27 protein-coding genes and 1 pseudogene are annotated in these 25732 nt (G+C 67.7%); 9 read left to right on the top strand and 19 right to left on the bottom strand.

Annotated elements, in window-relative coordinates:
• Positions 1-62: 62 nt before the first annotated feature.
• Both ACX80W_RS06905 and ACX80W_RS06910 read right to left on the bottom strand, forming a co-directional pair.
• The gene (locus ACX80W_RS06905; protein WP_459281689.1) at positions 63-524 is read right to left on the bottom strand and encodes a DUF4383 domain-containing protein; all 462 of its coding nucleotides are present in this window, start codon (positions 522-524) and stop codon (positions 63-65) included.
• 36 nt (positions 525-560) lie between these two features.
• Positions 561-1278 (bottom strand): annotated as a pseudogene (locus tag ACX80W_RS06910) (manganese catalase family protein).
• Between the two features lie 282 nt (positions 1279-1560).
• Here ACX80W_RS06910 and ACX80W_RS06915 point away from each other — a divergent pair.
• From ACX80W_RS06915 to ACX80W_RS06925, 3 genes are read left to right on the top strand one after another with little or no spacing between them, the layout of a single operon-like run.
• Positions 1561-2328: a hypothetical protein gene (locus ACX80W_RS06915; protein ID WP_459281690.1), complete on the top strand. Its 768-nt coding sequence runs from the start codon at positions 1561-1563 to the stop codon at positions 2326-2328.
• Positions 2328-2780, top strand: coding sequence for a phage holin family protein (locus tag ACX80W_RS06920; protein WP_459281692.1), 453 nt, complete (start codon positions 2328-2330; stop codon positions 2778-2780). The genes ACX80W_RS06915 and ACX80W_RS06920 overlap by 1 nt, the downstream gene beginning before the upstream one ends.
• On the top strand, positions 2777-3451 hold the full coding sequence (locus ACX80W_RS06925; protein WP_459281694.1) for a DUF3618 domain-containing protein: 675 nt from the start codon (positions 2777-2779) through the stop codon (positions 3449-3451). The genes ACX80W_RS06920 and ACX80W_RS06925 overlap by 4 nt, the downstream gene beginning before the upstream one ends.
• Before the next feature lie 145 nt (positions 3452-3596).
• Here the strand turns inward: ACX80W_RS06925 and ACX80W_RS06930 are convergent, their stop codons facing one another.
• Positions 3597-4157, bottom strand: a complete 561-nt coding sequence (locus ACX80W_RS06930; RefSeq protein ID WP_459281696.1) for a cysteine hydrolase family protein — start codon at positions 4155-4157, stop codon at positions 3597-3599.
• Positions 4158-4252: 95 nt separating this feature from the next.
• Positions 4253-4576, bottom strand: a complete 324-nt coding sequence (locus ACX80W_RS06935) for a hypothetical protein (RefSeq protein ID WP_459281698.1) — start codon at positions 4574-4576, stop codon at positions 4253-4255.
• Positions 4577-5030: 454 nt separating this feature from the next.
• Here ACX80W_RS06935 and ACX80W_RS06940 point away from each other — a divergent pair, with 454 nt between their 5' ends.
• Both ACX80W_RS06940 and ACX80W_RS06945 read left to right on the top strand, forming a co-directional pair.
• Positions 5031-5906 (top strand): YsnF/AvaK domain-containing protein, encoded by an 876-nt coding sequence (locus tag ACX80W_RS06940; RefSeq protein WP_459281700.1) that lies wholly within the window; start codon positions 5031-5033, stop codon positions 5904-5906.
• A gap of 189 nt (positions 5907-6095) precedes the next feature.
• Positions 6096-6515, top strand: a complete 420-nt coding sequence (locus tag ACX80W_RS06945) for a MarR family winged helix-turn-helix transcriptional regulator (RefSeq protein WP_459281702.1) — start codon at positions 6096-6098, stop codon at positions 6513-6515.
• Between the two features lie 14 nt (positions 6516-6529).
• Here ACX80W_RS06945 and dnaB read toward each other — a convergent pair whose 3' ends face one another.
• From dnaB to ACX80W_RS07000, 11 genes are all read right to left on the bottom strand, one after another.
• The gene (gene dnaB, locus ACX80W_RS06950) at positions 6530-7906 is read right to left on the bottom strand and encodes a replicative DNA helicase (protein ID WP_133404248.1); all 1377 of its coding nucleotides are present in this window, start codon (positions 7904-7906) and stop codon (positions 6530-6532) included.
• 583 nt (positions 7907-8489) lie between these two features.
• Positions 8490-8939 (bottom strand): 50S ribosomal protein L9, encoded by a 450-nt coding sequence (gene rplI, locus ACX80W_RS06955; RefSeq protein ID WP_459281705.1) that lies wholly within the window; start codon positions 8937-8939, stop codon positions 8490-8492.
• 17 nt (positions 8940-8956) lie between these two features.
• Entirely contained in the window at positions 8957-9196 is a 240-nt protein-coding gene (gene rpsR / locus ACX80W_RS06960; RefSeq protein ID WP_005273147.1) for a 30S ribosomal protein S18, read from the bottom strand.
• Positions 9197-9312: 116 nt separating this feature from the next.
• Positions 9313-9864, bottom strand: coding sequence for a single-stranded DNA-binding protein (locus ACX80W_RS06965; RefSeq protein ID WP_459281707.1), 552 nt, complete (start codon positions 9862-9864; stop codon positions 9313-9315).
• 59 nt (positions 9865-9923) lie between these two features.
• Positions 9924-10229, bottom strand: coding sequence for a 30S ribosomal protein S6 (gene rpsF, locus ACX80W_RS06970; protein WP_120165970.1), 306 nt, complete (start codon positions 10227-10229; stop codon positions 9924-9926).
• A gap of 174 nt (positions 10230-10403) precedes the next feature.
• Positions 10404-11696, bottom strand: a complete 1293-nt coding sequence (locus ACX80W_RS06975; protein WP_459281709.1) for a M18 family aminopeptidase — start codon at positions 11694-11696, stop codon at positions 10404-10406.
• A 112-nt stretch (positions 11697-11808) separates the two neighbouring features.
• A complete protein-coding gene (locus tag ACX80W_RS06980) occupies positions 11809-12699 on the bottom strand; it encodes an ABC-2 transporter permease (RefSeq protein ID WP_459281711.1) in 891 nt (296 codons plus the stop codon).
• Positions 12696-13649, bottom strand: a complete 954-nt coding sequence (locus tag ACX80W_RS06985) for an ABC transporter ATP-binding protein (protein ID WP_459281713.1) — start codon at positions 13647-13649, stop codon at positions 12696-12698. Before ACX80W_RS06985 ends, ACX80W_RS06980 begins: the two co-directional genes overlap by 4 nt.
• A 132-nt stretch (positions 13650-13781) precedes the next feature.
• On the bottom strand, positions 13782-14630 hold the full coding sequence (locus ACX80W_RS06990; protein WP_459281715.1) for an ABC transporter permease: 849 nt from the start codon (positions 14628-14630) through the stop codon (positions 13782-13784).
• Positions 14627-15619 carry an efflux ABC transporter ATPase subunit, DrrA-related gene (locus ACX80W_RS06995; RefSeq protein WP_459281717.1) on the bottom strand — a complete coding sequence of 331 codons (993 nt, stop codon included), beginning with the start codon at positions 15617-15619 and terminating at the stop codon, positions 14627-14629. Before ACX80W_RS06995 ends, ACX80W_RS06990 begins: the two co-directional genes overlap by 4 nt.
• A 46-nt stretch (positions 15620-15665) precedes the next feature.
• Positions 15666-16931 carry an MFS transporter gene (locus ACX80W_RS07000; RefSeq protein ID WP_459281719.1) on the bottom strand — a complete coding sequence of 422 codons (1266 nt, stop codon included), beginning with the start codon at positions 16929-16931 and terminating at the stop codon, positions 15666-15668.
• On the opposite strand from ACX80W_RS07000, the gene ACX80W_RS07005 reads away from it, so the two are divergent.
• Positions 16930-17340 carry a toxin-antitoxin system YwqK family antitoxin gene (locus tag ACX80W_RS07005; RefSeq protein WP_459281721.1) on the top strand — a complete coding sequence of 137 codons (411 nt, stop codon included), beginning with the start codon at positions 16930-16932 and terminating at the stop codon, positions 17338-17340. The genes ACX80W_RS07000 and ACX80W_RS07005 overlap by 2 nt on opposite strands.
• A 6-nt stretch (positions 17341-17346) precedes the next feature.
• Here ACX80W_RS07005 and ACX80W_RS07010 read toward each other — a convergent pair whose 3' ends face one another.
• Complete coding sequence (locus ACX80W_RS07010; RefSeq protein WP_459281723.1) at positions 17347-19029, bottom strand: ABC-F family ATP-binding cassette domain-containing protein; 1683 nt, start codon at positions 19027-19029, stop codon at positions 17347-17349.
• A 52-nt stretch (positions 19030-19081) separates the two neighbouring features.
• Between ACX80W_RS07010 and ACX80W_RS07015 the strand changes: the two genes are divergently transcribed.
• Complete coding sequence (locus ACX80W_RS07015) at positions 19082-21022, top strand: glycerophosphoryl diester phosphodiesterase membrane domain-containing protein (protein WP_459281725.1); 1941 nt, start codon at positions 19082-19084, stop codon at positions 21020-21022.
• Between the two features lie 6 nt (positions 21023-21028).
• On the opposite strand, the gene ACX80W_RS07020 is transcribed toward ACX80W_RS07015, so the two are convergent.
• Positions 21029-21754: a response regulator gene (locus ACX80W_RS07020; RefSeq protein ID WP_459281727.1), complete on the bottom strand. Its 726-nt coding sequence runs from the start codon at positions 21752-21754 to the stop codon at positions 21029-21031.
• A gap of 93 nt (positions 21755-21847) precedes the next feature.
• Between ACX80W_RS07020 and ACX80W_RS07025 the strand changes: the two genes are divergently transcribed.
• Together ACX80W_RS07025 and ACX80W_RS07030 are read left to right on the top strand one after the other, a co-directional pair.
• Positions 21848-22630 (top strand): alpha/beta fold hydrolase, encoded by a 783-nt coding sequence (locus tag ACX80W_RS07025; RefSeq protein WP_459281728.1) that lies wholly within the window; start codon positions 21848-21850, stop codon positions 22628-22630.
• 123 nt (positions 22631-22753) lie between these two features.
• Positions 22754-23197 (top strand): MarR family winged helix-turn-helix transcriptional regulator, encoded by a 444-nt coding sequence (locus ACX80W_RS07030; protein ID WP_459281730.1) that lies wholly within the window; start codon positions 22754-22756, stop codon positions 23195-23197.
• Positions 23198-23210: 13 nt separating this feature from the next.
• Here ACX80W_RS07030 and ACX80W_RS07035 read toward each other — a convergent pair whose 3' ends face one another.
• Entirely contained in the window at positions 23211-24584 is a 1374-nt protein-coding gene (locus ACX80W_RS07035) for an L-serine ammonia-lyase (protein WP_459281731.1), read from the bottom strand.
• A gap of 37 nt (positions 24585-24621) precedes the next feature.
• The gene (gcvT, locus tag ACX80W_RS07040; protein ID WP_459281733.1) at positions 24622-25728 is read right to left on the bottom strand and encodes a glycine cleavage system aminomethyltransferase GcvT; all 1107 of its coding nucleotides are present in this window, start codon (positions 25726-25728) and stop codon (positions 24622-24624) included.
• Positions 25729-25732 lie beyond the last annotated feature (4 nt).

Genomic DNA, 25732 nt, shown 5'->3' on the forward strand with positions numbered 1-25732 from the left:
GTGCCCCGGCAGCGGTGCCGCCAACCGTCCCCAGCGGCGGTCGGCGGCTGACTCGGTGCGCGTTACCTGCGCGCGGCTGAGCGGCCGGCGTTGCGGCCCAGCAGCAGGGCGAGGGCGATCATGCCGACCCCCAGGAAGAAGTGCAGCCAGTCATCCGCGGTGTTCAGCGGCACGAAGTTGGCCGCCGACTGCTTGTCGATGAACAGGCCGTACAGCCAGAGGACGAGGTAGATCACTCCACCCCACAGCAGGTAGTTCTTCGCGCCCGATGCTGTCTTCGCCATGGCGAGGCCCGCGATCCCGTACAGCAGGTGCACGATGTTGTGAAGGATCGAGACCTGGAACAGGCCGAGAAGCAGGGCACCGGACTGGTGCCCCGCGAAACCCAATGTGGCGTAGTTGGTGGTGATACCCGGGATGAAGCCGAGGATCCCGACCAGGACGAACACCGCCCCGACCGCCTGTGCCGCTTTCTGCACGGTGGTCTTGCCTGTGGCCGTCCTATTGTTCGATGCCGATGTCATTGCTTCTCCCTTTCATTGGTTGATGTGGACGTGTCGCTATTCGCGGTTCAGTTTGTCCTGCACTGCCCCCGCCGCTTTTTCAACAACATTGGGTATTTCCGTGGTCCCGTAGAAGCGGACATCCGGATGGGTCGGCGGCGGCATCGGCGCGCTGGTGGTCGGCCCGTCGTGGTAGGAAAACTCTCCGTGCCCGTCCGGGGTGGGCCCCAAGGCCCAGCTGCCCGAACCCGCCGCGGCGCCGTCGGAGAAGTTGAGGTACTGGTAGGACACCGGGCGGTGCTCCTTCTGGAGGGGGAAGTTGCTCGGAACGGGCAGCTGTTCGAGCTGTTCTGCCTGCACCTCGCGGGCCGCTGCCATCCACTGGTTCTGGTGCATGGTGTCCCGGGCCAGCAGGAAGGAGAGCATGTCCCGTACTCCGTGGTCGTCGGTCATGTGATACAGCCGGGCGACCTGGAGCCGGCCCTGCATCTCGGCATTGGCGTTGGCGGTGTAGTCCGCCAGCAGGTTTCCGCTGGCAGTGACGTAGCTCCCCTGCGAGCATCTCAACGTGGCCGAACTCCTCGGCACCGATCCCGAAGAGCAGGTCCCGGTATTTCCCAGGGACATGGGCGTTCCAGGCCTGGAGGCTGTACTGCAGGGCGACGGTGATTTCGCCGTACTGGCCGCCGAGGACCTCCTGGAGCTTCCGCGCATAGACGGCATCCGGTGCGTCCGGGCTGGCCTTGTACTGGAGTTCCTGTTTGTGGAAGAACACGGACTGGCACCTCCCCGCTTCCGGTCCGGCCTTGCGGAACCTCAGCCCCAAAAGCAGGGCGTCCTCCGGACCTCTTGCCATGACGCTAGACCTTTGTTTAGCATTTTCGGAAGATAATAAGCGTACTTATTTAAAACTTGCGGGAATCGGCCGGGTGGCTTGCGCGATTAAAGTAAGCATGCTTAGCTTTAGGAAGTAAGTCAGGCGCACACCGCCGGACGAGCGCATCGCTCACACGATGGAGCAACCGTTTCACCGGCAATATCAACGTAAGGAAGTAACATGACTACGCAGAATTGGCCGCAGGATCCACTGGTTCCGTCAACCACCGGCACTGACTACGAGAGCGGCAGCACCCAGGCCGGCCAATCGACCTCCTCGGTCGCCAAGGGCCAGGCCAAGGAGGTCGGCAAGGAGGGCGCAGGCGCCGCGCAGCACGTCGCGCAGACCGCCGCCTCGGAGGCGAAGAACGTCGCAGCGGAAGCCGGAACCCAGGCGAAGAACCTCGTCAGCGGACTCGGCTCGGATATCAAGAGCCAGGCCGGCGCACAGCAGCAGAAGGCGACCGAAGGCCTGCGTTCGATCAGCGACGAACTCCGCTCCATGGCGGACAAGTCCGACAACAAGATGGTCTCCAACCTCGTACAGCAGGCGTCCCAGCGGACGAGCGCGGTCGCGGGGTGGCTGGAAAACCGCGAGGCCACCGACATCCTTGACGATGTGAAGCTCTTCGCCCGACGCCGCCCCGGAGCCTTCCTCGCGATTGCCGCCGGAGCGGGCCTCGTGGTGGGCCGCCTCACCCGCGGCCTGACCGGAGCCCAGGCCGACGCCAAGGCGGGCCAGGACCGCCTCGGCGCGACGCCGGGCACCGACTACAACTACGGCACCCCGTCCTACACCGGCACCACGACGTCGATGCCGCAGACCTCCCGCGGAACTCACGTCGCCGAGACATCGCCGGCCTTCGTCGACCCGGCCTCCGACTACCCGACCATTCCCCCGGGAACCCCGCCCGTGGGCACGCTTCCTGATGAAAGGGATCTGCGCTAATGAGCGACGCATACACCGGCGGAGCCCACTCCGCCGCCCCGCCGCCTCCCTCGGAGGCTGAACAGCGGGCCGCGAACAACTCGGTGGGCGAGCTGCTCTCCGATGTGACGCGGAACCTCTCCACCCTGATGCGCCAGGAAGTGGCCCTGGCCAAGGCAGAACTGACCGAGTCCGGGAAGAACGCAGGCAAGGGTGCCGGCATGTACGCCGGCGCCGCCGTCGGAGGGCACTTCGTGCTCCTGTTCCTGTCCCTCGCCCTGATGTGGGGACTCGATGCCCTGATGCCGATTGCCTGGGCCGCGGTTATTGTCGCCGTGCTCTGGGGCATCATCGCCGCGATCCTCGCAGCTCGGGGCAAGAAGGAAATGAAGCAGATCCGCGGCTTGCCGACCACGGCCGAGACCGTCAAGGAAATCCCGCCAACTCTGAAACCAGGTGAGCAGACCCCATGAGCCAGACACCAGAAGAAATCCGCGCCGACATCGAGCGCACCCGCCGGGAACTTGGCACCGACGTTGACGCGGTGGCCGACAAGGTCAATCCGTCCAACATCGCACACCGCCAGACCGAGAAGGTCAAGAACACCTTCAGCAACGTCAAGGATTCAGTGATGGGTAAAGCAGACGACGTGAAGTCGAACGTAATGGGCAAGGCCGACGACGTGAAGTCGAGCGTGTCGGACAGGGCAGGGAACACGACGGGTTCCGCGAAGTCCGCCGCCGCGCAGGCCGGCCACGCAGTGCAGGATGCACCGCGCCAGCTCACCAACAAGGCCGCGGGCAATCCCCTCGCTGCGGGCCTCATCGCCTTCGGTGCCGGCCTGCTGACTGCCTCGTTGATCCCGGCAAGCCAGAAGGAGAAGCAGGCCGCCTCGGCCCTGAAGGAGCAGGCTGCCCCGCTCACCAGCGGTGTCGCCGATTCCGCCAAGGAGGTTGTCGAAGGACTCAAGGAGCCGGCGCAGGAGGCAATGGAATCCGTCAAGGAGACCGCAGCCCAGTCCGCCCAGAACGTCAAGCAGGAGGGCCAGCAGGCCGCCTCGGACGTCAAGGACAAGGCACAGGATGCCAAGAGCCAGGTTCAGGACACCAGCAGCAGTTCCAGCTCCACCTCCCGCGGGTTCTAAAGAGCAACCCGCACGCCGGCTGGACCCCGCCAGGGTACTGACGGTGTAAACGGAAGGGGAGGGCGCTTGCGCCCTCCCCTTCCGCATGCCCCGCGTGATCTGCGGCGCCGCCGCACCATCTCCTTGGCGGCCGCGTGGAGACCGCCTAGGGCGAGGACTTCAGGGCCTGCAGCAGCGGTTCTCCAGAGAGCACCGGCTGGCGGTACTCGTCGGAGAGGATCGTGAGCATTGAGGCGGCGTAGTCCGGGTTGGTGCTCGCCATGGCCCCCTCGGCGAATGCCACCCGGAAATTGTGCGCGAAGGCATCGGCCGCTGTGTGCGCAATGCAGTTGTGGGTCGCGACCCCTGCGAGCACCAGACCCTCGACGCCAAGCGCATGGAGCCTCCCGGCGAGGTCCGTGCCGAAGAAGGCGCTGTCGCGGGTCTTGACCACCCGCTCGAATCCATCGAAGTCCAGTCCTTCGACCAGATCGGCCTGATGGCTGCCGGCGAAGATAAAGCCCTGGTCGTCATCGAGCATGCTCAGGGTCCACGTTGAGCGGTCGCGCCGGTGCTCGGTGACGACCACGAGCACCTCGGACCCGGCCTCCACCGCCTGGCGGGCAAGCCGGTTGATTTCCTGCGTTACGGCTCCGCGTTCGCGCTCGAGCACTGCGTCCTCGAAGTAGGCGTTTTGCATATCGATGATCAGCAGGGCCTGTTTCACGGCTGTCTCCTCCGTCGATTGATGGTCTTCACGGCGCCCGCCGGATGCTGAGCCTGGCGGTGGCGTGGCCTGCACCACCGGCACCCCGATGAGTGCTACACCTCGACAGAGGCCCGTCCGTCGTCCACTGCCGGGGAGATCGCCACCGGAAGGACCGGCGCAGCGGTTGGAGGAACCGGCGCCGCCGTCAGGAGTGGCACCACCTCATCGGCCTGCGGCGCACCCACAAGGCGCTGCACATCGACGACGGCGATGCCTGCCGCCACGGCTGCCTCCTCTGGGCTCACCCCCGCCTCCAGGGCGCGTTTGATGGCCTCGCGGCACACCAGGGCAAGCCGGTCGCGTTCAAACTCCGCGTTTTCAAGCTCGGCTGCCGCGACCAGGATGCGCTTCAGGCGCTGGTCGTCCAATTCGGGCATGGTGGGCCTTTCGGTTCTGGCCCTGGGCGGGCGGCAAAGCAGGACGGGATCGATGGAGGTCAGGAGGTCGGCCCTTCGGCAGCAAACTCGGCGGGAAGCGCCGGTGCGGTCCTGCGGCGTCGGCCGCCCTGTCAGGCCGGGCCCGGTACCTTCACGGGCGCAGGCGGCGGCAGGAAGGTTCCGGCAATCCCTCGGAGATTCTCCACGGCCTTTGGCTGGACCTTGTCTCGAGTCTACGGGACGCGCTGGATTTGCGGACGCGTACCGCGTGGGGCGGCGTAGAGCAACTTTTCCAGGCAAGAAGCTAAGCAGGCTTTCAATTAACTACTAAGTGTGCTTACTCTAGAGGTCGGTGGTCCCTTGGGGGGAGCATTCGAAACATCCCATCACCGCTGACCTCAGAGCCAGGAAATTTCAGTACCCCTCAGACGAGCTACAGCAGAAGGAGAACGAAATGATTACCCAGGAAAACATCGACACAATCCTCAGCCGCGGCGGCAACGTCCTTGGATCCGACGGTGACAAGATCGGTTCGATCGGACAGATCTACCTCGACGACCAGACGGGTGAGCCGAGCTGGGTCACCGCCAAGACGGGCCTGTTCGGCACCTCGGAATCCTTCGTCCCGCTGCAGGGCGCAGATGTTGCCGGGCACGATGTGCGCGTCCCCTACACCAAGAGCCAGGTGAAGGACGCGCCGCGCATCGAGTCCGACGGCAACCTCAGCCCCGAGGAGGAGGACCGCCTGTACCGCCACTACGAGCTGGGCGGCACCGGGGACTACACCGAGACGACCGGCACGACGACCGGCATGACCGACACCCGCCGCGACACCGACTACGTCGACACGGACCGCCGGGATTCGGACTCCGTCGAAACCGGACGGCGGGACACCGTCGGCCACGACACCTCCGGCCCCACCACCGACGACGCGATGACCCTCTCCGAGGAGCAGCTGCGCGTCGGCACCGAGCGCCGCGAGGCCGGCCGGGTGCGTCTGCGCAAGTACGTGGTGACCGAAAACGTCACCAAGACGGTTCCCGTCTCCCGCGAAGAGGTCCGACTCGAGCGCGAGCCCATCACCGACGGCAACGTTGGGGCGGCCATGGACGGCCCGGCTATCAGCGAGGAGGAGCACGAAGTGATCCTCCACGAGGAGCGCCCCGTCATCCAGAAGGAGGCCGTACCCGTCGAGCGCGTGCGCCTCGACAAGGACACGGTGACCGAGGAGCACACGGTCAACGAAGACGTCCGCAAGGAGCAGATTGACGTGGACGGCGACGATAGGAACGGCCTGAACGATTCGAACCGCCGCGACGGCCGGATCTAATCGGACAGCCGACGGGATGGGAAGGCCTGGAGCGCAGCGCTCCGGGCCTTTCCCCATTCACAGCCCTGTCTTCCGGCCCACCCCGCTCGATCAAGGGCAGAGACAATAAGTATGCTTCCTATTCACTCGACATTTGTTTAGAGTGGTGGGTAGGACGACCGCAACCACCTAGTGGAAGGACACTCCCTCATGCCGGAGCTGAACGATTGGTCGACCAGCCGCCTCCTGACCACCGCCGCCCGGATCGTGGAACACTCCTGGAACGAGAAGTTGCTCAGCATCGGAATCACCCATGCGGGTCTGACAACCCTTGGAGTACTCGCCCGGGAAGGCACCATGACCGGTGTCCGGCTGGCGCAGCTGGTCCACGTCCAGGCTCAGACGATCGGACGAACCCTTGACCGTCTGGAGAAGAGGGGACTGGTGACCCGGTTAAGGAACACCGCGGACCGGCGGAGCCAACGCATCACCATCACTTCGGCGGGCCTGAAGGCCCTGGAGAAGGCGCAGAACATTGAACATGAGTTGATGCCCGAGGATGGGCTTGCCTCAGAGGATCTGCGGGTTCGACTCCAAAAAGTCATCGACGAGCTGGGCCCCCGCAAGTAGGAGCGGGGAGAAGCCTAGAACCCTCCCCCATCCGCCGCCATATTGTTGAACCGCGAGTAATGGCCCTGGAAGCCGACCACAATCGTCTTCGTAGGGCCATTACGATGCTTGGCCACAATGACGTCGGCCTCGCCGGCGCGCGGGGACTCCTTGTCGTACACGTCGTCGCGGTGCAGCAGGATCACCATGTCGGCATCCTGCTCGATCGACCCGGACTCGCGGAGGTCGGAGACCTGGGGGCGTTTGTCGGTCCTCTGCTCGGACCCGCGGTTCAGCTGGGACAGGGCCACCACCGGGACGTTGAGCTCCTTGGCCAGCAGCTTCAGCGCACGCGAGAACTCCGAGACCTCCTGCTGCCGTGACTCCACGCGCTTCCCCGAGGACATCAGCTGAAGGTAGTCGAGGACGACGAGCTTGAGGTCGTGCCGCTGCTTCAGGCGCCGGCACTTGGCTCGGATCTCCATCAGGGACATATTGGGGCTGTCGTCGATGAACAGCGGCGCGTCGTTCATGCGGCCCATCGTCGTGGCGATCTTGCCCCACTGCTCATCCTTGATGGTTCCCTTGCGGAGGTCCTGGAGCCCGATGGTCGCCTCGGCGGAGAGCAGTCGCATGGCGATCTCGTTGCGGCCCATTTCGAGGGAGAAGAAGACCGTGGTGAGGTTGTGCTTAATCGCGGCCGAGCGCGCCCAGTCCAGGGCGAACGTCGACTTGCCCATGGCGGGACGGGCCGCCACAACGATCATCTGGCCGCCATGCAGGCCCTGCGTCAGTTCGTCAAGCTCGTAGAAGCCTGTCGGCACCCCGGTCATTCCCTCGCCGCGGTGGCCGGCCGATTCGATCTCGTCGACGGTGCCTTCGATGATGTCCTTCAGGGCGACGTAGTCCTCGGCCGTCCGGCGCTCGGCTACGGCGTACACCTCGGCCTGGGCCGCATTGACGATGTCGTCGACCTCGCCGTCGTTGGAGTAGCCGAGTTGCACGATCTTGGTGCCGGCGTCGACGAGGCGGCGCAGGACGGCCCGCTCACGCACGATCTCGGCGTAAAAACCGGCATTGGCGGCCGTGGGGACCGACTGGATGAGGGTGTGGAGGTAGGCAGGTCCGCCGATGCGCGAGATCTCGCCGCGTTTCGTGAGCTCATCCGAGACAGTCACCGCATCCGCCGGCTCACCCCGGCCGTAGAGGTCGATGATCGCCTCATAGATGCTCTCGTGGGCGGGCCGGTAGAAATCGATGCCGCGCAGCACCTCGACGCAGTCCGCGATGGCGTCCTTGGAGAGCATCATCCCGCCGAGCACCGACTGCTCCGCCACCAGGTCCTGCGGCGGTGTCCGGGCGAATTCGGGCGAGCGGGTGTCCTGTGATGAGTCTGCATGTGCCAAGGACACTGGTGCCGCCTTCTTCCGTTAAGCTCTCCCCTCGGCAGCCCGCCAGCCCTCTGGCTGACCGGCTGGGCCGGGGTCGGTTACTGAAGATGTATCACCCGGCACTCCCATTCGTGAGGGATCCTCCGCAACGCTAGCCCCCGCCGGACACCGCACCAAGCGCGCTCCCCACAGGCCCTGTGGATTACTTGTGGACTACGCGGCGTGTCTTGTGCACAGGATGTGGAGAAGCCTGTGGACAACAAAATAGTTTGCGGCGAAAACCGCCTCTGACTTGGGAAAACTTTATCCAGTGGGTGTGGAGGAAAAGTAATTTGGGCCGAACCTTCATCCACAGGTTGCATGTTGACATACCCCCTTTGGGGGTCGCGGCGGGCACACCCCCGGCGCCTGGAACGCCATCCTGCGCAGCCGCCCGGGGCTGGAGGGGGAAGCCATAGCCGGAGCGGGATGGAGCAACCCCGGCGGCTGGCGTGTCGATCACGCGGCAGGCATGCATCCGGCCCCGTGGCGACCGGGAGTTAACGGCGAAGGGACCCCCGCCGGCGGCGGGGGTCCCTTCGAAGATACTGCTGGATTGGCGGAATTAACCCGCGACGACGTCCAGATCGATCACTGCAGCGACGTCCTCGTGGAGACGGACGTTCGCCTGGTAGGAGCCGACCGACTTGATGTGGGCCGGCAGTTCCACCTTGCGCCGATCGATGCTGCCGAGACCGGCGGCCTCGACGGCCTTGGCGACGTCATCGGCCTTGACGGTGCCGAACAGGCGGCCGGAGTCGCCCGCCTTGACCGTGAGCTTGACCGGCTTGGCCGACAGGGCCGCCGCCTGCTTCTGGGCATCCTCGAGTGAGGCGTGCTCGCGGGCGGAGCGGGCGGCCTTGATCGACTCGACCTGCTTCTCGCCGCCCTTGGTCCACGTCAGGGCGAAGCCGCGGGGCAGAAGGTAGTTACGTGCGTAACCGTTCTTCACCTCGACGACGTCCCCTGCGGCACCGAGGCCGGTTACTTCCTGGGTCAGAATGAGCTTTGCCATGAAAAGGTTCCTTTCCCTTAGCCGCGGCCGGCGCCGGAGTAGGGCAGGAGTGCAACTTCGCGGGCGTTCTTGATTGCCTGGGCGATCTTTCGCTGCTCCTGGACGGTGACACCGGTGACACGGCGGGCGCGGATCTTTCCGCGGTCGGAAATGAACTTACGCAGCAGGGCTACGTCCTTGTAGTCGATGACAGTGACGTCAGCGGCCTTCAGGGGGTTGGACTTTGGTTTGGGCTTACGGAGTTCAGCCTTAGCCATCGTGGTGCTCCTTTGATCTATTGGAGCCCGCAGAACTGTTCTGCGGGATGGGATGTGCGGGTAAATCTTTAGAGTCAGGGGCTCCGGGACGGAGCGGGCCCTGACTTCGGGAGAGCCTAGAAGGGAGGTTCGGAGGAATCCGGGCCGTTGCCCCACCCCTGGGAGCCGCCGCCGGCGGGAGCGCCCCAGGGGTCGTCCGCCGGCTGCTGGGCCTGCTGGCCGCCGCCCCAGTTGGAGCCGCCGGCGTTGCCGCCGAATCCGCCACCGCTGTTGCCGCCGAATCCGCCGCCACCGCCGCCTGAGCGCTGGGTACGGCTGATCTTCGCCGACGCATAGCGCAGGGAGGGACCGATTTCGTCCACCTCAAGCTCCATGACGGTGCGCTTTTCGCCCTCTTTGGTCTCGTACGAACGTGACTTGAGTCGGCCCTGGGCAACGACGCGGGTCCCCTTGGTGAGGGTCTCCGCAACGTTCTCGGCAGCTTCGCGCCAGACCGAGGCACGGAGGAACAGCGTTTCGCCGTCCTTCCATTCGTTGGTCTGGCGGTCGAAGGTCCGCGGCGTCGACGCGATGGTGAAATTCGCCACCGCCGAGCCGGACGGCGTAAAACGAAGCTCGGGGTCGTTGGTCAGATTGCCTACGACCGTGATTGTGGTTTCGCCTGCCATGGTGCCTCCTTGGGTCACGTCCCGCCGGGGCGGGAAAAGTTCGAGGTGAAGGGGCCGAACTACTCGGCCGTGACCTTCTGCTCTTCGGGGCGGATGATCTTGGTGCGCATGATGGTCTCGTTGAGACCAAGCTGGCGGTCAAGTTCGGCTGCCACGGCAGGGGTAGCGGTGAAGTTGACGACGGCGTAGATGCCTTCGGCCTTCTTCTGGATTTCGTAGGCGAGGCGCCGGCGTCCCCAGATATCCACCTTGTCCACGGTGCCGCCGCCGTTGCGGACGACATTCAGGAACTTCTCGAGTGTTGGTTCGACGGTACGTTCCTCGACGTCGGGGTCGATGATTACCATCAATTCATATGCACGCATGTGTGAACCCACCTCCTTTGGGCTAAACGGTCACGGTCTTTCCGTAACAGGAGGTTCTTTAGCGTTGGCCTGGCCGCTGCGGACGGGATTTCCCGGCCACCGGAATCAGCACAGACTTGCCAATACTACCGGACTTTGCGCCGTCGGTGGAACGCCGGCCGCCCGGCACGCCGGTCAGGACGCTGCGGCGGGGCGGATGAAGAACCGGGAGACGACGCGGGCGAGCCGTCCGGGGTCCTCGACCCCGCACATCTCGCGCGCCGAGTGCATGGACAGCAGGGGTGTTCCGACGTCGACGGTCCGGATGCCGAGCCGCGTGGCGGTCAGCGGCCCGATCGTCGAACCGCACGGAACGGAGTTGTTCGAGACGAACTCCTGGTACGGCACCCCGGCCTCGCCGCACAGAGCCGCCCAGTGGGCGGCGCCGTGGGCGTCCGTGGTGTACCGCTGGTTGGCATTGATCTTCAGGAGCGGCCCGCCGCCCAGCACCGGGTGGTTGGCCGGGTCGTGGCGTTCGGCGTAGTTCGGGTGGACGGCGTGGCCGGCGTCCGCGGAGATGCAGAAGGAGGCCGCCAGGGCCCGCAGCCGGTCCTCGAGTCCGGCACCCAGCCCGCCGGAGATGCGCAGCAGGATGTCTTCGAGGAACGGTCCGCTCGCCCCGGAGCGGGAGGCGCTTCCGACCTCCTCATGGTCGAAGGCGGCGAGCACGGCGATGGGCCGTCCGGGCCCGTCGGCGGACGCCGCGCCGAGCAGTGCGGTGAGCCCGGCGTGCACCGAGGTGAGGTTGTCAAGCCGGCCGGAGGCGAAGAAGGCCCCATCGGCGCCGAATATCCGCGGTGCCTGGGTATCGGCGGCGACAAGGTCGAATCCGCCGATGTGCCCCGGGTCGATCCCCGCCGCCGCGGCCACCAGGCCCAGCAGGTCCGCCTCCCGCACCTCCCCGAGCCCCCACACGGGGTTCATGTGGTGCTGCTTGTCCAGGGTCAGCCCGTCGTTGACGGCGCGGTCGAGGTGGATGGCCAGCTGCGGGAAGCGCAGGAGGGGGCCGGTGTCGACGAGGTGCTCGGTGCCGTCGCGGGTCACCAGGCGGCCGGCGAGCGTGAGCTCGCGGTCCAGCCAGGAATTCAGCAGCGGCCCGCCGTACACCTCAACGCCTGCCTGCAGCCATCCGTACCGTCCGGTGGTGGGCTTCGGCTTGAGCTTGAACGACGGCGAATCGGTGTGCGCGCCCAGGATCGAGAAGCCGGTGGTGGCCGTCGCGTCGCCGGGGACGAGCCAGGCGATCAGCGCGCCGTCGCGGATCACGAAGTAGCTGCCCGGCTCCGCGGGGAAGACCTCCTCCTCCCGCAGGCGGACGAAACCGGCGGCTTCGAGCCGCCGGCCGCCCTCGGCTGCGGCATGGAAGCTGGAAGGGGAGGCGCTGACATACGCGCCGAGGTCTTCGATATGGGTTCGTGCATCCGACATGCTTCGATTCAACCAGATCGGTGCCCGGCTCCGCGTGCCGGGCCCGGAATCGGGAACAGCGGGCACCCGAAGGAGGCGGGGACGGCCGGCCCGGCCTCCCCCGCCCCCGGGGTCAGATATCGCGTCTGCGGGTCACCAGGAGCGAAGCGATCAGCAGGACGACCGCCCAGGCCGCCATCACGAGGCCGCCTTCCCACTGGGTCAGGGCACCTTCCTCGGCTGCCACGGCGACGAGGCGTTCCCCGGCGTTGGTCGGCAGGAAGCGCGCGGCGTCCGGAATCCAGTCGGCGAGCCCGGAGATCAGGTTCACCACGATCACCGGAAGGACGAAGAACAGCCCGACGGCCGTCACCACCCCGCCTGCCGTATTGCGCAGCAGCGTGCCGATTCCCATGGAGATCACGGCAATGAACGCAAGGTACGTGCCGGTGTTGAGGATGCTGGCCACGATCCTGTCATCGGAGATCGCGAAGTCGAGGTCCTCGACGGCCAGGATGGGCTGGGCCACAAGATAGGAAAGGAGTGCGGCCGCGGCCCCGACGAGGAACGATACGACGGCGGCGATGGCGTTCTTGGCCAGCAGGGCCGGCACCCGCTTGGGCACGGCCACCATCGTCGACCGGATCATCCCGGTGGCCCACTCCGAGGCGATGAGCACCACGGCGAGGGAGGCGATGAGGAGCTGCCCGAAGATGACGCCCGATGAGGGTGCGCCACGGGCGAGGTCGCCGAAGTCCGGCAGCGGCTCCCCCGGCGGGCCCATCTGCGGGGCCGGTCCGCCCGAGTCGAGCTGGGCCTGGCCGGTCTGCAGGGACCAGGCGAACAGGGCGGCCAGGCCCACCATGACGACGAGGGTGCTCGCGAGGAGGATCACCGTCGAGGGCACCGTGGTGACCTTGATCCATTCGGATTTCAGGACCCGCGCGAAGCTGAGGTGGGGCCCGTTCCTGCGGTCGGGCCCTGCGGCGGCCGGCGCGGCCGGGGTGGAAGTCGAAGTGCTCATGATCGGTTCCCTTCCGGAACGCCCAGGGCCTTGTCGCCCGGCGGCAGGTCGTGCGAAACATACTCGACTTCCGAGGCGGTGAGCTCCATGTACGCCTCTTCGAGGGAGGCCTGCAGCGGGGTCAGTTCGTACACGAGCACCTGGTGGCGGAGCGCCGCTTCGGCGATCCGCCGCGGATCCGGGCCGGTGATTTCGAGGACGTCCGGCTCAAGGAAATCCGAGGTCGCTCCATCCCCTGCGAGCGCGGCCAGCAGGTCGGACGGACGGTCGGTGCGGACGCGGGTTCGCAGCTGTCCCCTGCCGGCGAGGATCTCCGAGACCGGGGCATCGGCGATGATCCGGCCACGGCCGATCACGATGAGGTGGTCCGCCGTCATCGCCATCTCGGACATCAGGTGGGAGGACAGGAAGACGGTCCGCCCTTCAGCGGCGAGGCCCCGGGCCAGATGGCGGACCCACTGGACACCCTCGGGATCCAGCCCGTTGACGGGCTCGTCGAGGATGACCGTGTGCGGGTCTCCGAGCAGCGCGACGGCGATGCCGAGGCGCTGGCCCATGCCCATGGAGAAGGCGCCGACCCGTTTCTTCGCGACAGGCCCGAGTCCGGTCATCTCGATGACCTCGCGCACCCTGCTGTTGGGGATGCCGTGGGTGGCGGCCATGGCCCGGAGGTGGTTGTAGGCGCTGCGCTTGGTGTGGAACGCCTTCGCCTCCAGCAGCGCCCCCACCTCCCGCAGCGGGGCACGGTGTTCGGCGTACCGGCGTCCGTTGACGCTCACGGTTCCGGCACTCGGCGTGTCGAGGCCGACAATCATGCGCATCGTTGTGGATTTGCCGGCACCGTTCGGGCCAAGGAAGCCTGTGACCTTACCGGGCTGGACGGTGAAGGAGATGCCGTTGACGGCCGTCTTGTCACCGTAGCGTTTGAACAGGCCCTGGGCCTCGATCATGGGTATTTCCTTCGGTTGCCGGATGGTTGGCGCGTGGGCGGGTACGGACCTCCGGTGCCACCCTAACCGGGGAGGACGCCGGATCCGGCCAGGCGGGACGAGGTCCGCCCGGCCGGGTCCCTGCGGAAGGGGTCAGCGGGTGCTGATCGAAGCGAACTTCCGGATGCACAGCGGGACGAAGATCAGCAGCATCAGGATCGCCCCGATCAGGACCGTCGGCACCGCGTTCTGCATGGGCCAGGCGTCGGGGGCGGGAACCGAACCGACATTGCCGAAGAGCTCCCTCGCCGCCTGGACCAGCGCGGAGACCGGGTTCCAGTTGGCGAACGCCTCAAGCGGAGCCGGAAGGGTCTGGCTCTGGACGAACGCATTGGAGATGAAGGTCAGGGGAAACAGGATCATGAACGAGGCGTTGTTGATGACTTCCGGCGACTTCACGCTCATGCCCAGCAGCGCCATGACCCAGCTGAACGCGTAGGAGAACAGCAGCAGCAGGCCGATGCCCGCCACGAAACTCAAGATTGAGGCGTTCACGCGCCAGCCCACGACGAAACCGGTCGCCATCATGATCAGGACCGAGATGCCGTTGAGCACCAGGTCGCTGTTCGTCCGCCCGATGAGGACCGCCGAGGGGCTCATCGGCAGGGTCCGGAAGCGGTCGATGATTCCATCCTTGAGGTCCTGGGCCATCGCCGAACCGGAGAAGGTCGAGCCGAAGATCACGGTCTGGGCGAAGATTCCGGCCATGAGGTACTGGGTGTAGTCGGTGCCTTCGACCTGGATCGATCCGCCGTAAATCTGGCTGAACAGCAGGACGAACATGATCGGCTGCAGGACGGCGAAGACGAGCATGTCCGGAGACCGCTTCAGCTTCGTCAGGTTCCGCTTGGTGACCGTCCAACCGTCGGAGAGCCACATCGAGGCGGCACTGGGGGCCGGCGAGGTGGGGGCCTGCCGGTTTTCGGGGGCCAGGACGCTCATTTCGCGTTCTCCTTCTCAGCTGGGACGTTCTCGTCGGTTTTTTCGGCGTGCCGGCCCGTGAGCTTGAGGAAGACGTCATCGAGGCTGGGACGCCGCATGCCGGCGTCGTGGAGTTCGACCCCCGCCTGTCCGAGGTCGCCCAGGACGTACTGGAGGGCGCGCGGTCCGTTGATGACGCCCACCTCCACGGTGCGCCCGTCGGTGCCCACGGTGGCCTCGCCGTCGCCGTGGCGGCCGAGCACCTCAAGGGCGGCGCCGCCGTCGGCGGGGTCCACGAGGGTGACGACCACCCGGTGGCCGCCGATCTGCGCCTTGAGCTCGTCGGCCGTGCCCTCCGCGATGACGCGCCCGCCGTCGATCACGGCGATGTCGTCGGAGAGCTGATCGGCTTCCTCCAGGTACTGGGTGGTGAGCAGCAGCGTCGTGCCGTCGTTGACCAGGTTCTTGATGATTCCCCAGAGGGAAAGGCGGCTGCGCGGATCGAGGCCCGTGGTGGGCTCGTCGAGGAAGAGCACCTTGGGGTTGATCACCAGCGCTCCGGCGAGGTCGATCCGGCGGCGCATGCCGCCCGAGAAACCCTTCACCGGCCGGTTGCCCGCCTCGGTGAGTTCGAACTGCTCGATCAGCTCCTGCGCCCGGCGATTGGCCTCCCGGGCGCCCAGGTGGTAGAGCCGGCCCACCATTTCGAGGTTTTCGAACCCGGTGAGGTTCTCATCGACGGCCGCGTACTGGCCGGAGACCCCGATGATGCGGCGCGCGGCCTTGGGGTTGGTGAGGACGTCGATGCCGTCCACGTAGGCGGTGCCCTCGGTGGGCCGGATCAGGGTGGTCAGCACCTTGACCACAGTGGTCTTCCCGGCGCCGTTGGGGCCGAGCAGCGCCTTCACTGTGCCGCGGGGCACGGATAGGTCCATCCCGGCAAGGGCATGGACCGGACCGCTCTTCGAGCGGTAGGTCTTCTTCAGACCGGAGGCCTCAATCATTGTCATGCGGAAAAGCTTAGGCGCGGCCTCCCCCAGTCCCGGGCCATTCAGGTCAGGTTCTGTCCTTATCCAATATTGCCGTCTGTTCCTCGTCGTGCCGCTCGCGGGCGGCCGGGGCGACGATGAAGGAGGCCAGCACGGCGGCGCCGACGGCCAGCAGCGCGGTCCGGATGCCCACGAGGTCCCCGAGGAAGCCCAGCAGGGGCGGGCCGGCGAGGAAGGCCGTGTAGCCGATGGTGGAGACAACGGAGACCCGCAGGGCGGCGTGCCGCGGGTCGTCGGCCGCCGCGGACATGCCCATCGGGAACCCGAGGGCGGCGCCGGCTCCCCAGAGGACCGCTCCGACCGCGGCCAGGAGCACGTTGGGGGCGAACACGAACAGGAGGAGACCCGCGAGCGAGGCACCGAGGCTTGTCTGCAGCACCCGGACCCGCCCGTACCGGTCGATGAAGCCTCCGCCGACGAAGCGCAGGATCGTCATGGCGGCGACGAATACGGCGAACATGAGAGCCCCGGTGCTTTCGCTGCTGCCGAGCCCGTCGACGGTGGCCTTGGCAACCCAGTCATTGGCGGCACCCTCGGTGAGGGCGGCGCCGAGGACAACGAGTCCGATCAGCAGGGTGCGCGGCTCCCGCCAGGCGGAGAACCTGCCGCCCGCCGCGGGGGCGGGGGCGGTGTGCCCCGGGGCGCTCACGGGCAGGAAGTACCGGGGGATCCACAGCGACACGGCGAGGGACAGGACGGCGATCGCCACCAGGTGTGCCGGCAGGTCGATGTCCACCGCGGCGAGGCCGGCGCCCAGCAGCGCCCCGAGGAAGGCGCCGCCGCTGAAGGCGGCATGGAAGCGCGGCATGATGGTGCGCCGCAGCCGGCGTTCGACGTCGGCGCCCTCGATGTTCTGGGCGACATCCCACAGCGCCACGCCGGAGCCGAAGAGGAACAGCCCCACCCCGGTCAGCGGGACCGACTGCAGCTGCAGGCCGGCGGCGACGGTGGCGGCGGCGAGCGCCGCGGCCGCACCTCCGACCCGCACGGTGTTCGCCGTGCCGACGCGCGCCGAGACGGCACCGGCGAGGGGCAGCGACAGGACCGAGCCGACCGCTCCCACCAGCAGCAGCGCCCCGATCTGGCCCGAGCTCAGCCCGAGCGCCGCGGACGCTGCGGGAATCCGCGCGGCCCAGCTCGCGAAGACCAGGCCGTTGAGCCCGAAGATGGCGAAGGTGGCCCAGACGGCGGACTTCAGGTGGGGGTTCACCCTGCCACCGTAGCCGTGCGCCTGAGTGCCTTTCAAACCGGTCCGCCCGTACCCTGTCAGCATGGACGATGAGGCGAACCGGATCGACGGCGACGGCAGGAAGACCGGGCACTGGCAGGAGCGCTTCGCCGGCGGTGGGCTGTCCGGCGAAGGCGCATACCGCGAGGGCCGGCGCCACGGGCCGTGGAGGTTCTATTTCCGCAACGGCCGCCTCAAGGCCGAGGTCGGCTATGTGGACGGCGAACTCGACGGCGAGTGCGTCTGGCACCGCGAGACCGGCGGCCTGCTCCAGCACGGCGCGTTCAGCGCGGGGCTGCAGCAGGGCCCGTGGAGGCGGTACCACTCCACCGGGAAGCTCCTGGACGAGGGAGCCTACCTCGACGGAAGGAAGATCGGGCAGTGGCGCACCTACGACGCCGGGGGGAACCCCACGAAGACCCGCTCCTTCCCGGAGCCGCCGGCGTCCCCCTGAGCGGGCTCAGCGGGCCCGCACCACCCGCGCCTCGTCCCACACGGGTTCCTTGGTCTCATAGACCTTGCCGTCGGAGCCGAACACCAGGAACCGGTCGAAGCTGCGGGCGAACCACCGGTCGTGCGTGACCGCGAGCACCGTTCCCTCGAAGGCGTCGATGGCGTGTTCGAGCGCTTCGGCCGAGTGCAGGTCGAGGTTGTCGGTGGGCTCGTCGAGCAGCAGCAGGGTCGCGCCGGAGAGTTCGAGCAGCAGGATCTGCAGGCGGGCCTGCTGCCCGCCCGAGAGCGAGTCGTACTGCTGCTCCGCCTGTCCGGCCAGGCCGTACCGGTCCAGGACGGCCGACGCCGCCTCCCGGCCCAGACCCGAGCGGTGCTCGTCGCCCCGGTGGAGGATGTCGAGCAGGGTCCGGCCGAGCAGGTCCGGACGCGAATGGGTCTGGGCGAAGAACCCGGGGCGGATCCGTGCCCCGAGCTTGACCGTTCCCTCGTGCGGCACCTCGGCGATCTCGACGTCGGACACCGGCAGGTGTTCCTTGTCCGGGTCCGTGCCGCCCCCGGCGAGCAGCCGCAGGAAGTGGGACTTGCCCGAGCCGTTGGAGCCCAGGACCCCGACCCGGTCGCCGAACCAGATCTCGGTGCTGAACGGTTTCATCAACCCGGTCAGTTCGAGCTTGGAGGCCACCACCGCCCGCTTGGCCGTCCGCCCTCCGTGGAGGCGCATCGACACGTTCTGCTCCATCGGAAGGGCCTCCGGCGGGCCCGCCTCGAGGAACTTCGCGAGCCGGGTCTGGGCCGCGTGGTACCGGTTGGCCATATCGGAGCGGAACGCGGCCTTGTTCTTGTACATGTTGACGAGTTCCTTGAGCTTCACGTGCTCCTCGTCCCACCGCCGCCGGAGCTCCTCGAACCGTGCGTTGCGGTCCTGGCGCGCCTTCAGGTAGGTTTCGAAGCCCCCACCGTGGGTCCAGGCGGACGCGCCCAGGACCCCCGGCTCGAGGGTGACGATCCGGGTCGCGGCGTTGGCCAGCAGTTCCCGGTCGTGGCTGACGAAGAGCACCGATTTGCGCGACTCGGCCAGTTTCGTCTCGAGCCAGCGCTTCCCTGGCACGTCGAGGTAGTTGTCCGGCTCGTCGAGCAGCAGCAGTTCGTCGGGACCGGAGAAAAGCGCTTCGAGGACAAGGCGCTTCTGTTCGCCGCCGGAGAGGGAGGACGCCGCCCGGTGCTGCGCGCGGTCGAACGGGATGCCCAGGGCCGCCATCGTCACCTCGTCCCAGGTGGTCTCCAGTTCATAGCCGCCGCTGTCCCCCCAGTCCGCGATCGCCTGCGCGTAGCGCATCTGGGTGGGCTCATCGTCGGTTTCCATCATGGCCAGCTCGGCGTCGTCGACCGCCTTCGCCGCACGGGCGAGGGCGGGCGGCGCGGCCGAGACCAGGAGGTCGCGGACCGTCGTGTCATCGCGCACCTGACCCACGAACTGGCGCATGATGCCCATCGCCCCCGACCGGGTGACGGCCCCCTCGTCGGCCGTCAGGTCTCCGGCGATGATGCGCAGGAGCGTGGTCTTGCCGGTGCCGTTCGGGCCGATCAGGGCGGTCTTGTGGCCCTCCCCGACCCGGAACGAGACGGCGTTGAGCAGCTGCCGCCCGTCGGAGAGGAAATAATCTATGTTCGAAACGTCTAAGTGAGCCACCCCTAAAGCTTAGCTACGGCCCCCGTGCTCCGCTTGGGCCTAGAGTGGTTCGATGACCGCTCCGCCGGCACCCCGGGGAGTTCCAGGAAGCCCGGAGGACGAAACGATGTACATGGCCAAGCGGATCGGGCGCTCCAGCGGCGCGCCCGAAGCGCGCGTGCCGTCGGCGCCCTTTCCCCTCCGGGCGTCCCTGCGCAGGGCCCTGGCGGAGGCGTTGAAGGGTTTCCTTCCCCTTCAGCTGGCCTCCCTTGTCCTCAACGGCGTGACCATCCTGCTGGCCCTTCCGGCGCTGTCGGCGCTCTTCCGCCTGGTCCTGGCGGCGTCGGGCCTGCCCCGGATCAGCGACCAGAACCTCGGGATGGTCCTCGCCCACCCCGGGGCGCTCCTCCTGATGATCCTCCTTGTCGTCGCCGCACTCGCGGTGGTGAGCCTGCAGCTCGTCACCCTGATCGTGCTGGTGCACCGCCAGCAGTCGGGCCTGCCGCTGCTCCTGCGGCCGGTGGTTGATGATGTGGCCCGGGCGATCCGGGCCGTGGGGCACTACCAGTCACCGCTGCTGATCATCTACGTCCTACTGGTCATGCCGCTTGGCGGGTTCGGCCTGTTCTCCACCGTCACCCGGGGCATCGCGGTGCCGCTGTTCATCAGCGGGGAGATGCTGAAGGCCCCGGTGAGCGCGGCCCTGTACGGGGCGGGCCTCGCGGCGCTCCTGTATGTGAACATCCGCCTGATCTTCACCTTCCCGCTGCTGGTGATCGAAGGGAAGACACCGGGGCGGGCCGTTGCCGGCAGCCTGGCCGCGACCCGCCGCCAGTCGTGGCGCATCGCCGCGGCGATCGGTCTGGTGGCAGCCGGTGCCGTCGCGCTCTCCACGGCCCTCACCGAAGCGGTGGTGTTCGCCGCCTCCCTGGCCGACCGCTTCGCCGCGCCGATCGCCCCCGCCGTGGCTGCCGGCGGCTACGGCATAGCCAATGTGGGATCGGCGGTGGTCCTGAGCTTCGCGCTCGTCGTGATCCTCCACGCCCTCACGGCCGCCTACAACGGGCGGACCGGCCTTCCCTCCGGTGCTCCGCCTCCACCGGACCAGGACACCTCCCGCCCGCCCCGGCGGGGGCACACCGGCCGGCGGCGGGTGGCCCTCATGGCCCTCGGGCTGCTGGTGATGGGGGCGACCGTCGTCCAGTCGGCCTCGATCCTTCCGGCGGAGGGAAGCGTCCCGGCGGACTCCGGGTCCACCCAGGTCATCGCCCACCGCGGGTTCGTCGGGGGAGGCGTGGAAAACACCCTCGGGGCCCTCGAGGCGGCCGCGGAGGTCCGCCCCGACTTCGTCGAGATCGATGCCCAGGAAACCAAGGACGGGCGCTTCATCCTCAGCCACGACGTGAATCTGTGGATCGTCTCCGGCCGCAACGTGAACACCTACGACCTGACCCTCGCCGAAGCGGAGTCGATCACCGTGAGCGTCGGGGGTTACAGCGACTCGATGGTCTCCCTCATCGACTACGTCCTGCGCGCCGAGGAACTCGGCGTGAAACTCCTGATCGAGCTCAAGCTGCACGGGCATGAGTCACCGGTGGTCGTGGACCGGCTCCTGGCGGAACTCGACTCCGTCGGGGCCACGGGCCACCACATCTACCATTCCCTCAGCGGAGAGGTGGTCCAGGAGCTCGAGGAGAAACGGCCCGGGCTGCGGGTCGGGTACACCGTCGCCGCCAACGTGGGCACCCTGGAGGGGGAACCTGGCGATTTCCTCGTCGTCGAGCAGTCCTTCTTCACCGAGGAGCTCGCGGCCCTCGCCCGTGGCCGGGGCAAGGACCTGTGGGTCTGGACCGTGAACGACCCCGACGCCATTCGATCGTTCCTGCGGGTGCCGGTGGACGGAATCGTCACCGACCGGCCCGACCTCGTGAAGAGCGAGCGGAAGAGCATCGACGACGAGCGGGGAAGCGCACCCGGGCTGCGCGACGCCCTCGACGAATACACCCTGCTGTAGGGCCGGTCAGCGCGCCGGCGAAAGCGGGATCAGCCGGTACCCCACACCGCGCACGGTCCGGATGAAGCGGGGATTGCTCGTGTCGTCGCTGAGCTTCCGGCGGAGGTTCCGGATGTGCACCTCGACCAGGTGGTGGTCCAGCGCCCAGCCGTCCCCCCACACCCGGTCCAGGAGCGCCTCCCTTGACCACACGCGCGACGCGCCGTCGAGCAGGGCCTCGAGGAGGTCGAACTCGATCCTGGTCAGCGCCAGCTCCTCACCGTCGAGGGTCACTGTACGGCCCTCCACGTCCATCAGGAGGCCGTTGTGGCGCAGCATCGGTGCACCGCCGTTACCGGCCGCTCCCGGGCCCGTGCGGGGCCGGCGGAACATGGCCGAGACCCGTGCGGTGAACTCGCGCGGGCTGAACGGTTTCCCGATGAAGTCGTCGGCGCCCGTTTCCAGGCCCAGCAGGCGGTCGATCTCGTCCTGGCGGGCGGTCACCATCACGATGTAGGCGTCGCTCATCGCCCTGGACTGGCGGCAGACCTCCACCCCGTCAAGGTCGGGGAGGTTGAGATCCAGCGTGATCAGGTCGGGCTTGTGGTCGCGCACCTTGGCAAGGCCCTCGTGCCCGGTCGCCGCTTCGAGGATCGAAAATCCCTTCAGCCGCAGCGCCGTGCCCAGCAGCTCCCGGATGTCCTCGTCGTCCTCGACGATGAGGGCGGTGCGTGGTTCATGAATACCGGGCATAGCAATACCTTGCCAGAAATTTGGAGGAGCCGCTGTTCGATCTTGAGGATTCCTTGAACTTCTGCGGGTAAAAGGCACGGTTAGAATCTGCGGATGGTCTCTCCTACTGTCTCCCTGGTGCGCCTGCGCGGCCTCACCCTCAGGATCCACTTCTCCCCCGGCCCGGCCGGGAGCAACGAACCGCCGTTTGTCCTGATCCACGGCATCGGGATGTCGCACCGCTACCTGGACCGTCTGCACGCCGAGCTCACCGCAGCCGCCGACACCTATTCGGTTGACCTTCCGGGGTTCGGTCCCAACCCCTCGCCGGGCCCGTCCCTCCCGGTGGAGGATCACGCGGCCGTCCTGCTGGGACTGCTGGCGGAGGTCGGGGTCGACTCCTGCGTGCTCGTCGGACATTCGATGGGTGCACAGATCGCCACTGCCGCGGCCTTGCATGACCCGGACCGCGTGGCCGGGCTCGTGCTGATCGGGCCGGTGGTGGACCGGCGGCGCCGGTCGGTCAGGCGGCAGGCGGTGGCCCTGGCGCACGACTCCCTCCGGGAACTGCCCTCGGCGAACTTCATTGTCGTCACCGATTACCTGCGGACCGGCCTGCGCTGGTACCTGAAGGAACTGCGCCCCATGATGGAGTACCGCCTCGAGGAGGCCGTGCGCGGGGTGGATTGTCCGCTCCTGGTGATCCGCGGTTCACGGGATCCGGTGGCCCGGGAGCCCTGGTGCCGCGAACTCGCCGAGGCCGCTCCCCTTGGCGCCCTCGTTCAGATACCCGGCCAGCCCCACGTCGCCCAGTACGGTGCGCCGGGAGAAGTCGCCGGGGCCATCCTGACCTTCCTGGCGGGCCACCGTTCCGGGGCGGGTGAGCACCAGCCCTGAACCTTTCCTTCCGGGCGTCCCGCGGCCCTTGTCCAAAGCTTTGGGTGGATCACAGGGAAAACTTGAAGATTTAGGTTCATAGTGGAGATATCTGAGTTACTAGGATCTGGAAGAAGTAGTGCTATGCCTGATTTGAACGAGTGGTCAACAAGCCGCCTCCTCACCACCGCCGCCCGGCTGGTGGACCATGCGTGGAATGAACGACTCCTTGACATCGGCATCACCCACGCCGGCTACACGACGCTGGGGGTGCTCTCCCGGGAGGGCACCATGACCGGGGCGCGTCTCGCCCTGGCCGTGCACGTCCAGGCCCAGACCATCGGCAAGACGCTCGAGAAGCTGGAGCGCCAGGGTTTCATCTCCCGGATCCGCGACACCCGGGACCGCCGGAGCCAGCGCATCACCATCACGCCGGCGGGCCTCGGGGCCCTCACCCAGGCCCGCGACATCGAGCGCTCCCTGATGACCGGCGAAGGCCTTGAATCCGAGGAGCTGCGGGGGCTGCTGCGCGCGATCGTCGTCGAGCTCGCCCCCCAGCGGAACAAGTCGGTTCCAACCGCCGTCTAGGCGGGGCGCCCGCTCAGCACTCCACGACGTTCAGGGCGAGGCCGCCGCGCGCCGTCTCCTTGTACTTGTCCATCATGTCCGCCCCGGTATCGCGCATCGTCTTGATGGCAATGTCCAGGGAGACGTGGTGCTGCCCGTCGCCGCGCACGGCCATCCGCGCGGCGGTGATGGCCTTGATCGCGCCCACCGCGTTGCGTTCGATGCACGGGATCTGGACGAGGCCCCCAACCGGATCGCAGGTCAGGCCGAGATTGTGCTCGATCCCGATCTCCGCGGCGTTCTCGACCTGTTCCGGGGTGCCTCCGAGCACCTCGGCCAGGGCGCCGGCCGCCATGGCGCAGGCGGATCCGACCTCGCCCTGGCATCCCACCTCCGCGCCCGAGATGGAGGCGTTCTTCTTGAACAGCGACCCGACGGCCGTGGCGGCCAGCAGGAAGCGCACCACCCCGTCGTCGCTGGCGCCCGGCACGAAGTCGACGTAGTACTTCAGGACGGCCGGAATGATCCCGGCGGCACCGTTGGTGGGGGCGGTGACCACACGGCCGCCTGCGGCGTTCTCCTCATTGACCGCCAGCGCGAACAGGGTCACCCATTCCATCGTGCCCAGCCGGTCGTGGGGGTCGTTGGCCTTCTCCAGGAGCTCGAGCTGTCGGGCGGCCCGGCGCCGGACGGCGAGCCCGCCGGGGAGGACGCCGCCGGTGGTGGTGCCCCGGCGGATCGTGTCCTGCATGACGGCCCAGATTTCGAGCAGTCCGGCACGGACCTCCTCCTCGCTCCGGACGGCCGTCTCATTGGCCAGCACCACCTCCGAGAAGGACATATTCTGCTTGTTGCATAGTTCGAGCAGTTGATCCGCCGTGTTGAAGGGGAAGGGTACAACGACCTCTGGTTCGGCCTGCGTCTCGACGCCGATCTGGTCCTCGTCGAGGACGAAACCGCCGCCCACCGAGAAGTATTCGCGCCGCCGGAGCAGAGCGCCGGCGCCGTCCCAGGCCTGGAAACGCATTCCGTTGGTGTGATATTCGAGCCGTTGGCGGCGGTGCAGGATGAGGTCCTGCTCCGGGTCGAAGCCGATCACCAGGTCGCCCGCCAGCCGCAGCGTCTTGAGCTCGCCGATGCGCCGGACCCGCTCGTCGGCGGTGGCCGGGTCGACGAGGTGGGGCTGGCTTCCCTCGAGCCCGAGCAGGATCGCCTTCACCGTCCCGTGGCCGTGGCCGGTGACGCCGAGCGAGCCGAAGAGCTCGACCTGGAGCCGGTCCACCCGCTCCAGCAGGCCCTCCTGCCGGAGCAGCTCGGTGAACAGGAACGCAGCGGTCATCGGCCCGCCGGTGTGCGAACTGGATGGTCCGATGCCGATCTTGAACAGGTCGAACGCACTGATTGTCACTGCTGTCCCCCTAGTGCAACGAGGCCGCTGCGCGGCGTCACTTGGCGCGCTTGTAGAACGGTGTCTCCACCACGGTGAAGGACTCCGGGCGGCCGCGCAGGTCCACCTGGACCTCTGTCCCGGGCTCCGCCAGGGCCGAATCGACGTAGGCAAGGGCCACAGGATAGCCCAGGGTGGGACTCGGCAGCCCCGACGTCACGGTGCCGACGGCCGCGCCGTCCACCACCACGTCGTACCCGGCCCGCGCGGAGCGGCGGCCGGTTCCCCGCAGGCCCACCAGCCGGCGTGCCGGGCCGGCGCCCTTCAGCGGCTCCAGGACCGCGCGCCCCACGAAGTCCTCGGTCTTCTTGAGGCTCACCACCGGGCCGAGGCCGGCCTCGAAGGGGTTGGTCGACAGGCCGAGCTCGTTTCCGTACAGCGGCATCCCGGCCTCCAGGCGGAGGGAGTCGCGGGCGGCCAGGCCGCAGGGGATCAGGCCGTGGCCGGCGCCGGCCTCGAGGGCCGCATCCCACACGCGGACCGCGAAGGAGTTGCCGACGACCAGCTCGAAGCCGTCCTCACCGGTGTAGCCGGTGCGGGCCAGCAGGACCGGCACCCCGGCGAGTTCGACCTCGACGGCGGCATAGTAGCGCAGCGACGTGATGGCCTCGGCATCCCCGGGGGCCGCCATGGCGAGCAGGATCGCCTCGGCGTTGGGTCCCTGCACCGCGACCAGTGCCGTGGTCTCGGACTGGTCCTCCACCACCGCGTCGAAGTTGGCGGCGCGGTCCCGGAGCTCTCCGGCGACGGTATCGGCGTTTGAGGCGTTGGGAACCACGAGGAAGCGGTCCTCGGCCAGGCGGTAGGTGATGAGGTCGTCGATGACGCCGCCGTCGGCGTTGCAGATGAGGGAGTACTTCGCCTTCCCCACCGGCATTACGGCCAAGTTGCCCACCAGCGCGTAGTTGAGGAACTCCGCGGCCTGGGCACCGGTGACCAGGACCTCGCCCATGTGGGAGAGGTCGAACAGGCCGGCGGCGCGGCGCACGGTGTGGTGTTCCTCCAGCTCGCTGCCGTACTTCAACGGCATCTGCCAGCCGCCGAAGTCGGTGAAGGAGGCGCCGAGCGCTTCGTGCCGGGTGTACAGGGGAGTCTGCTTGGGCATTGGG

The sequence above is a fragment of the Arthrobacter melezitosi genome, from assembly GCF_054511055.1.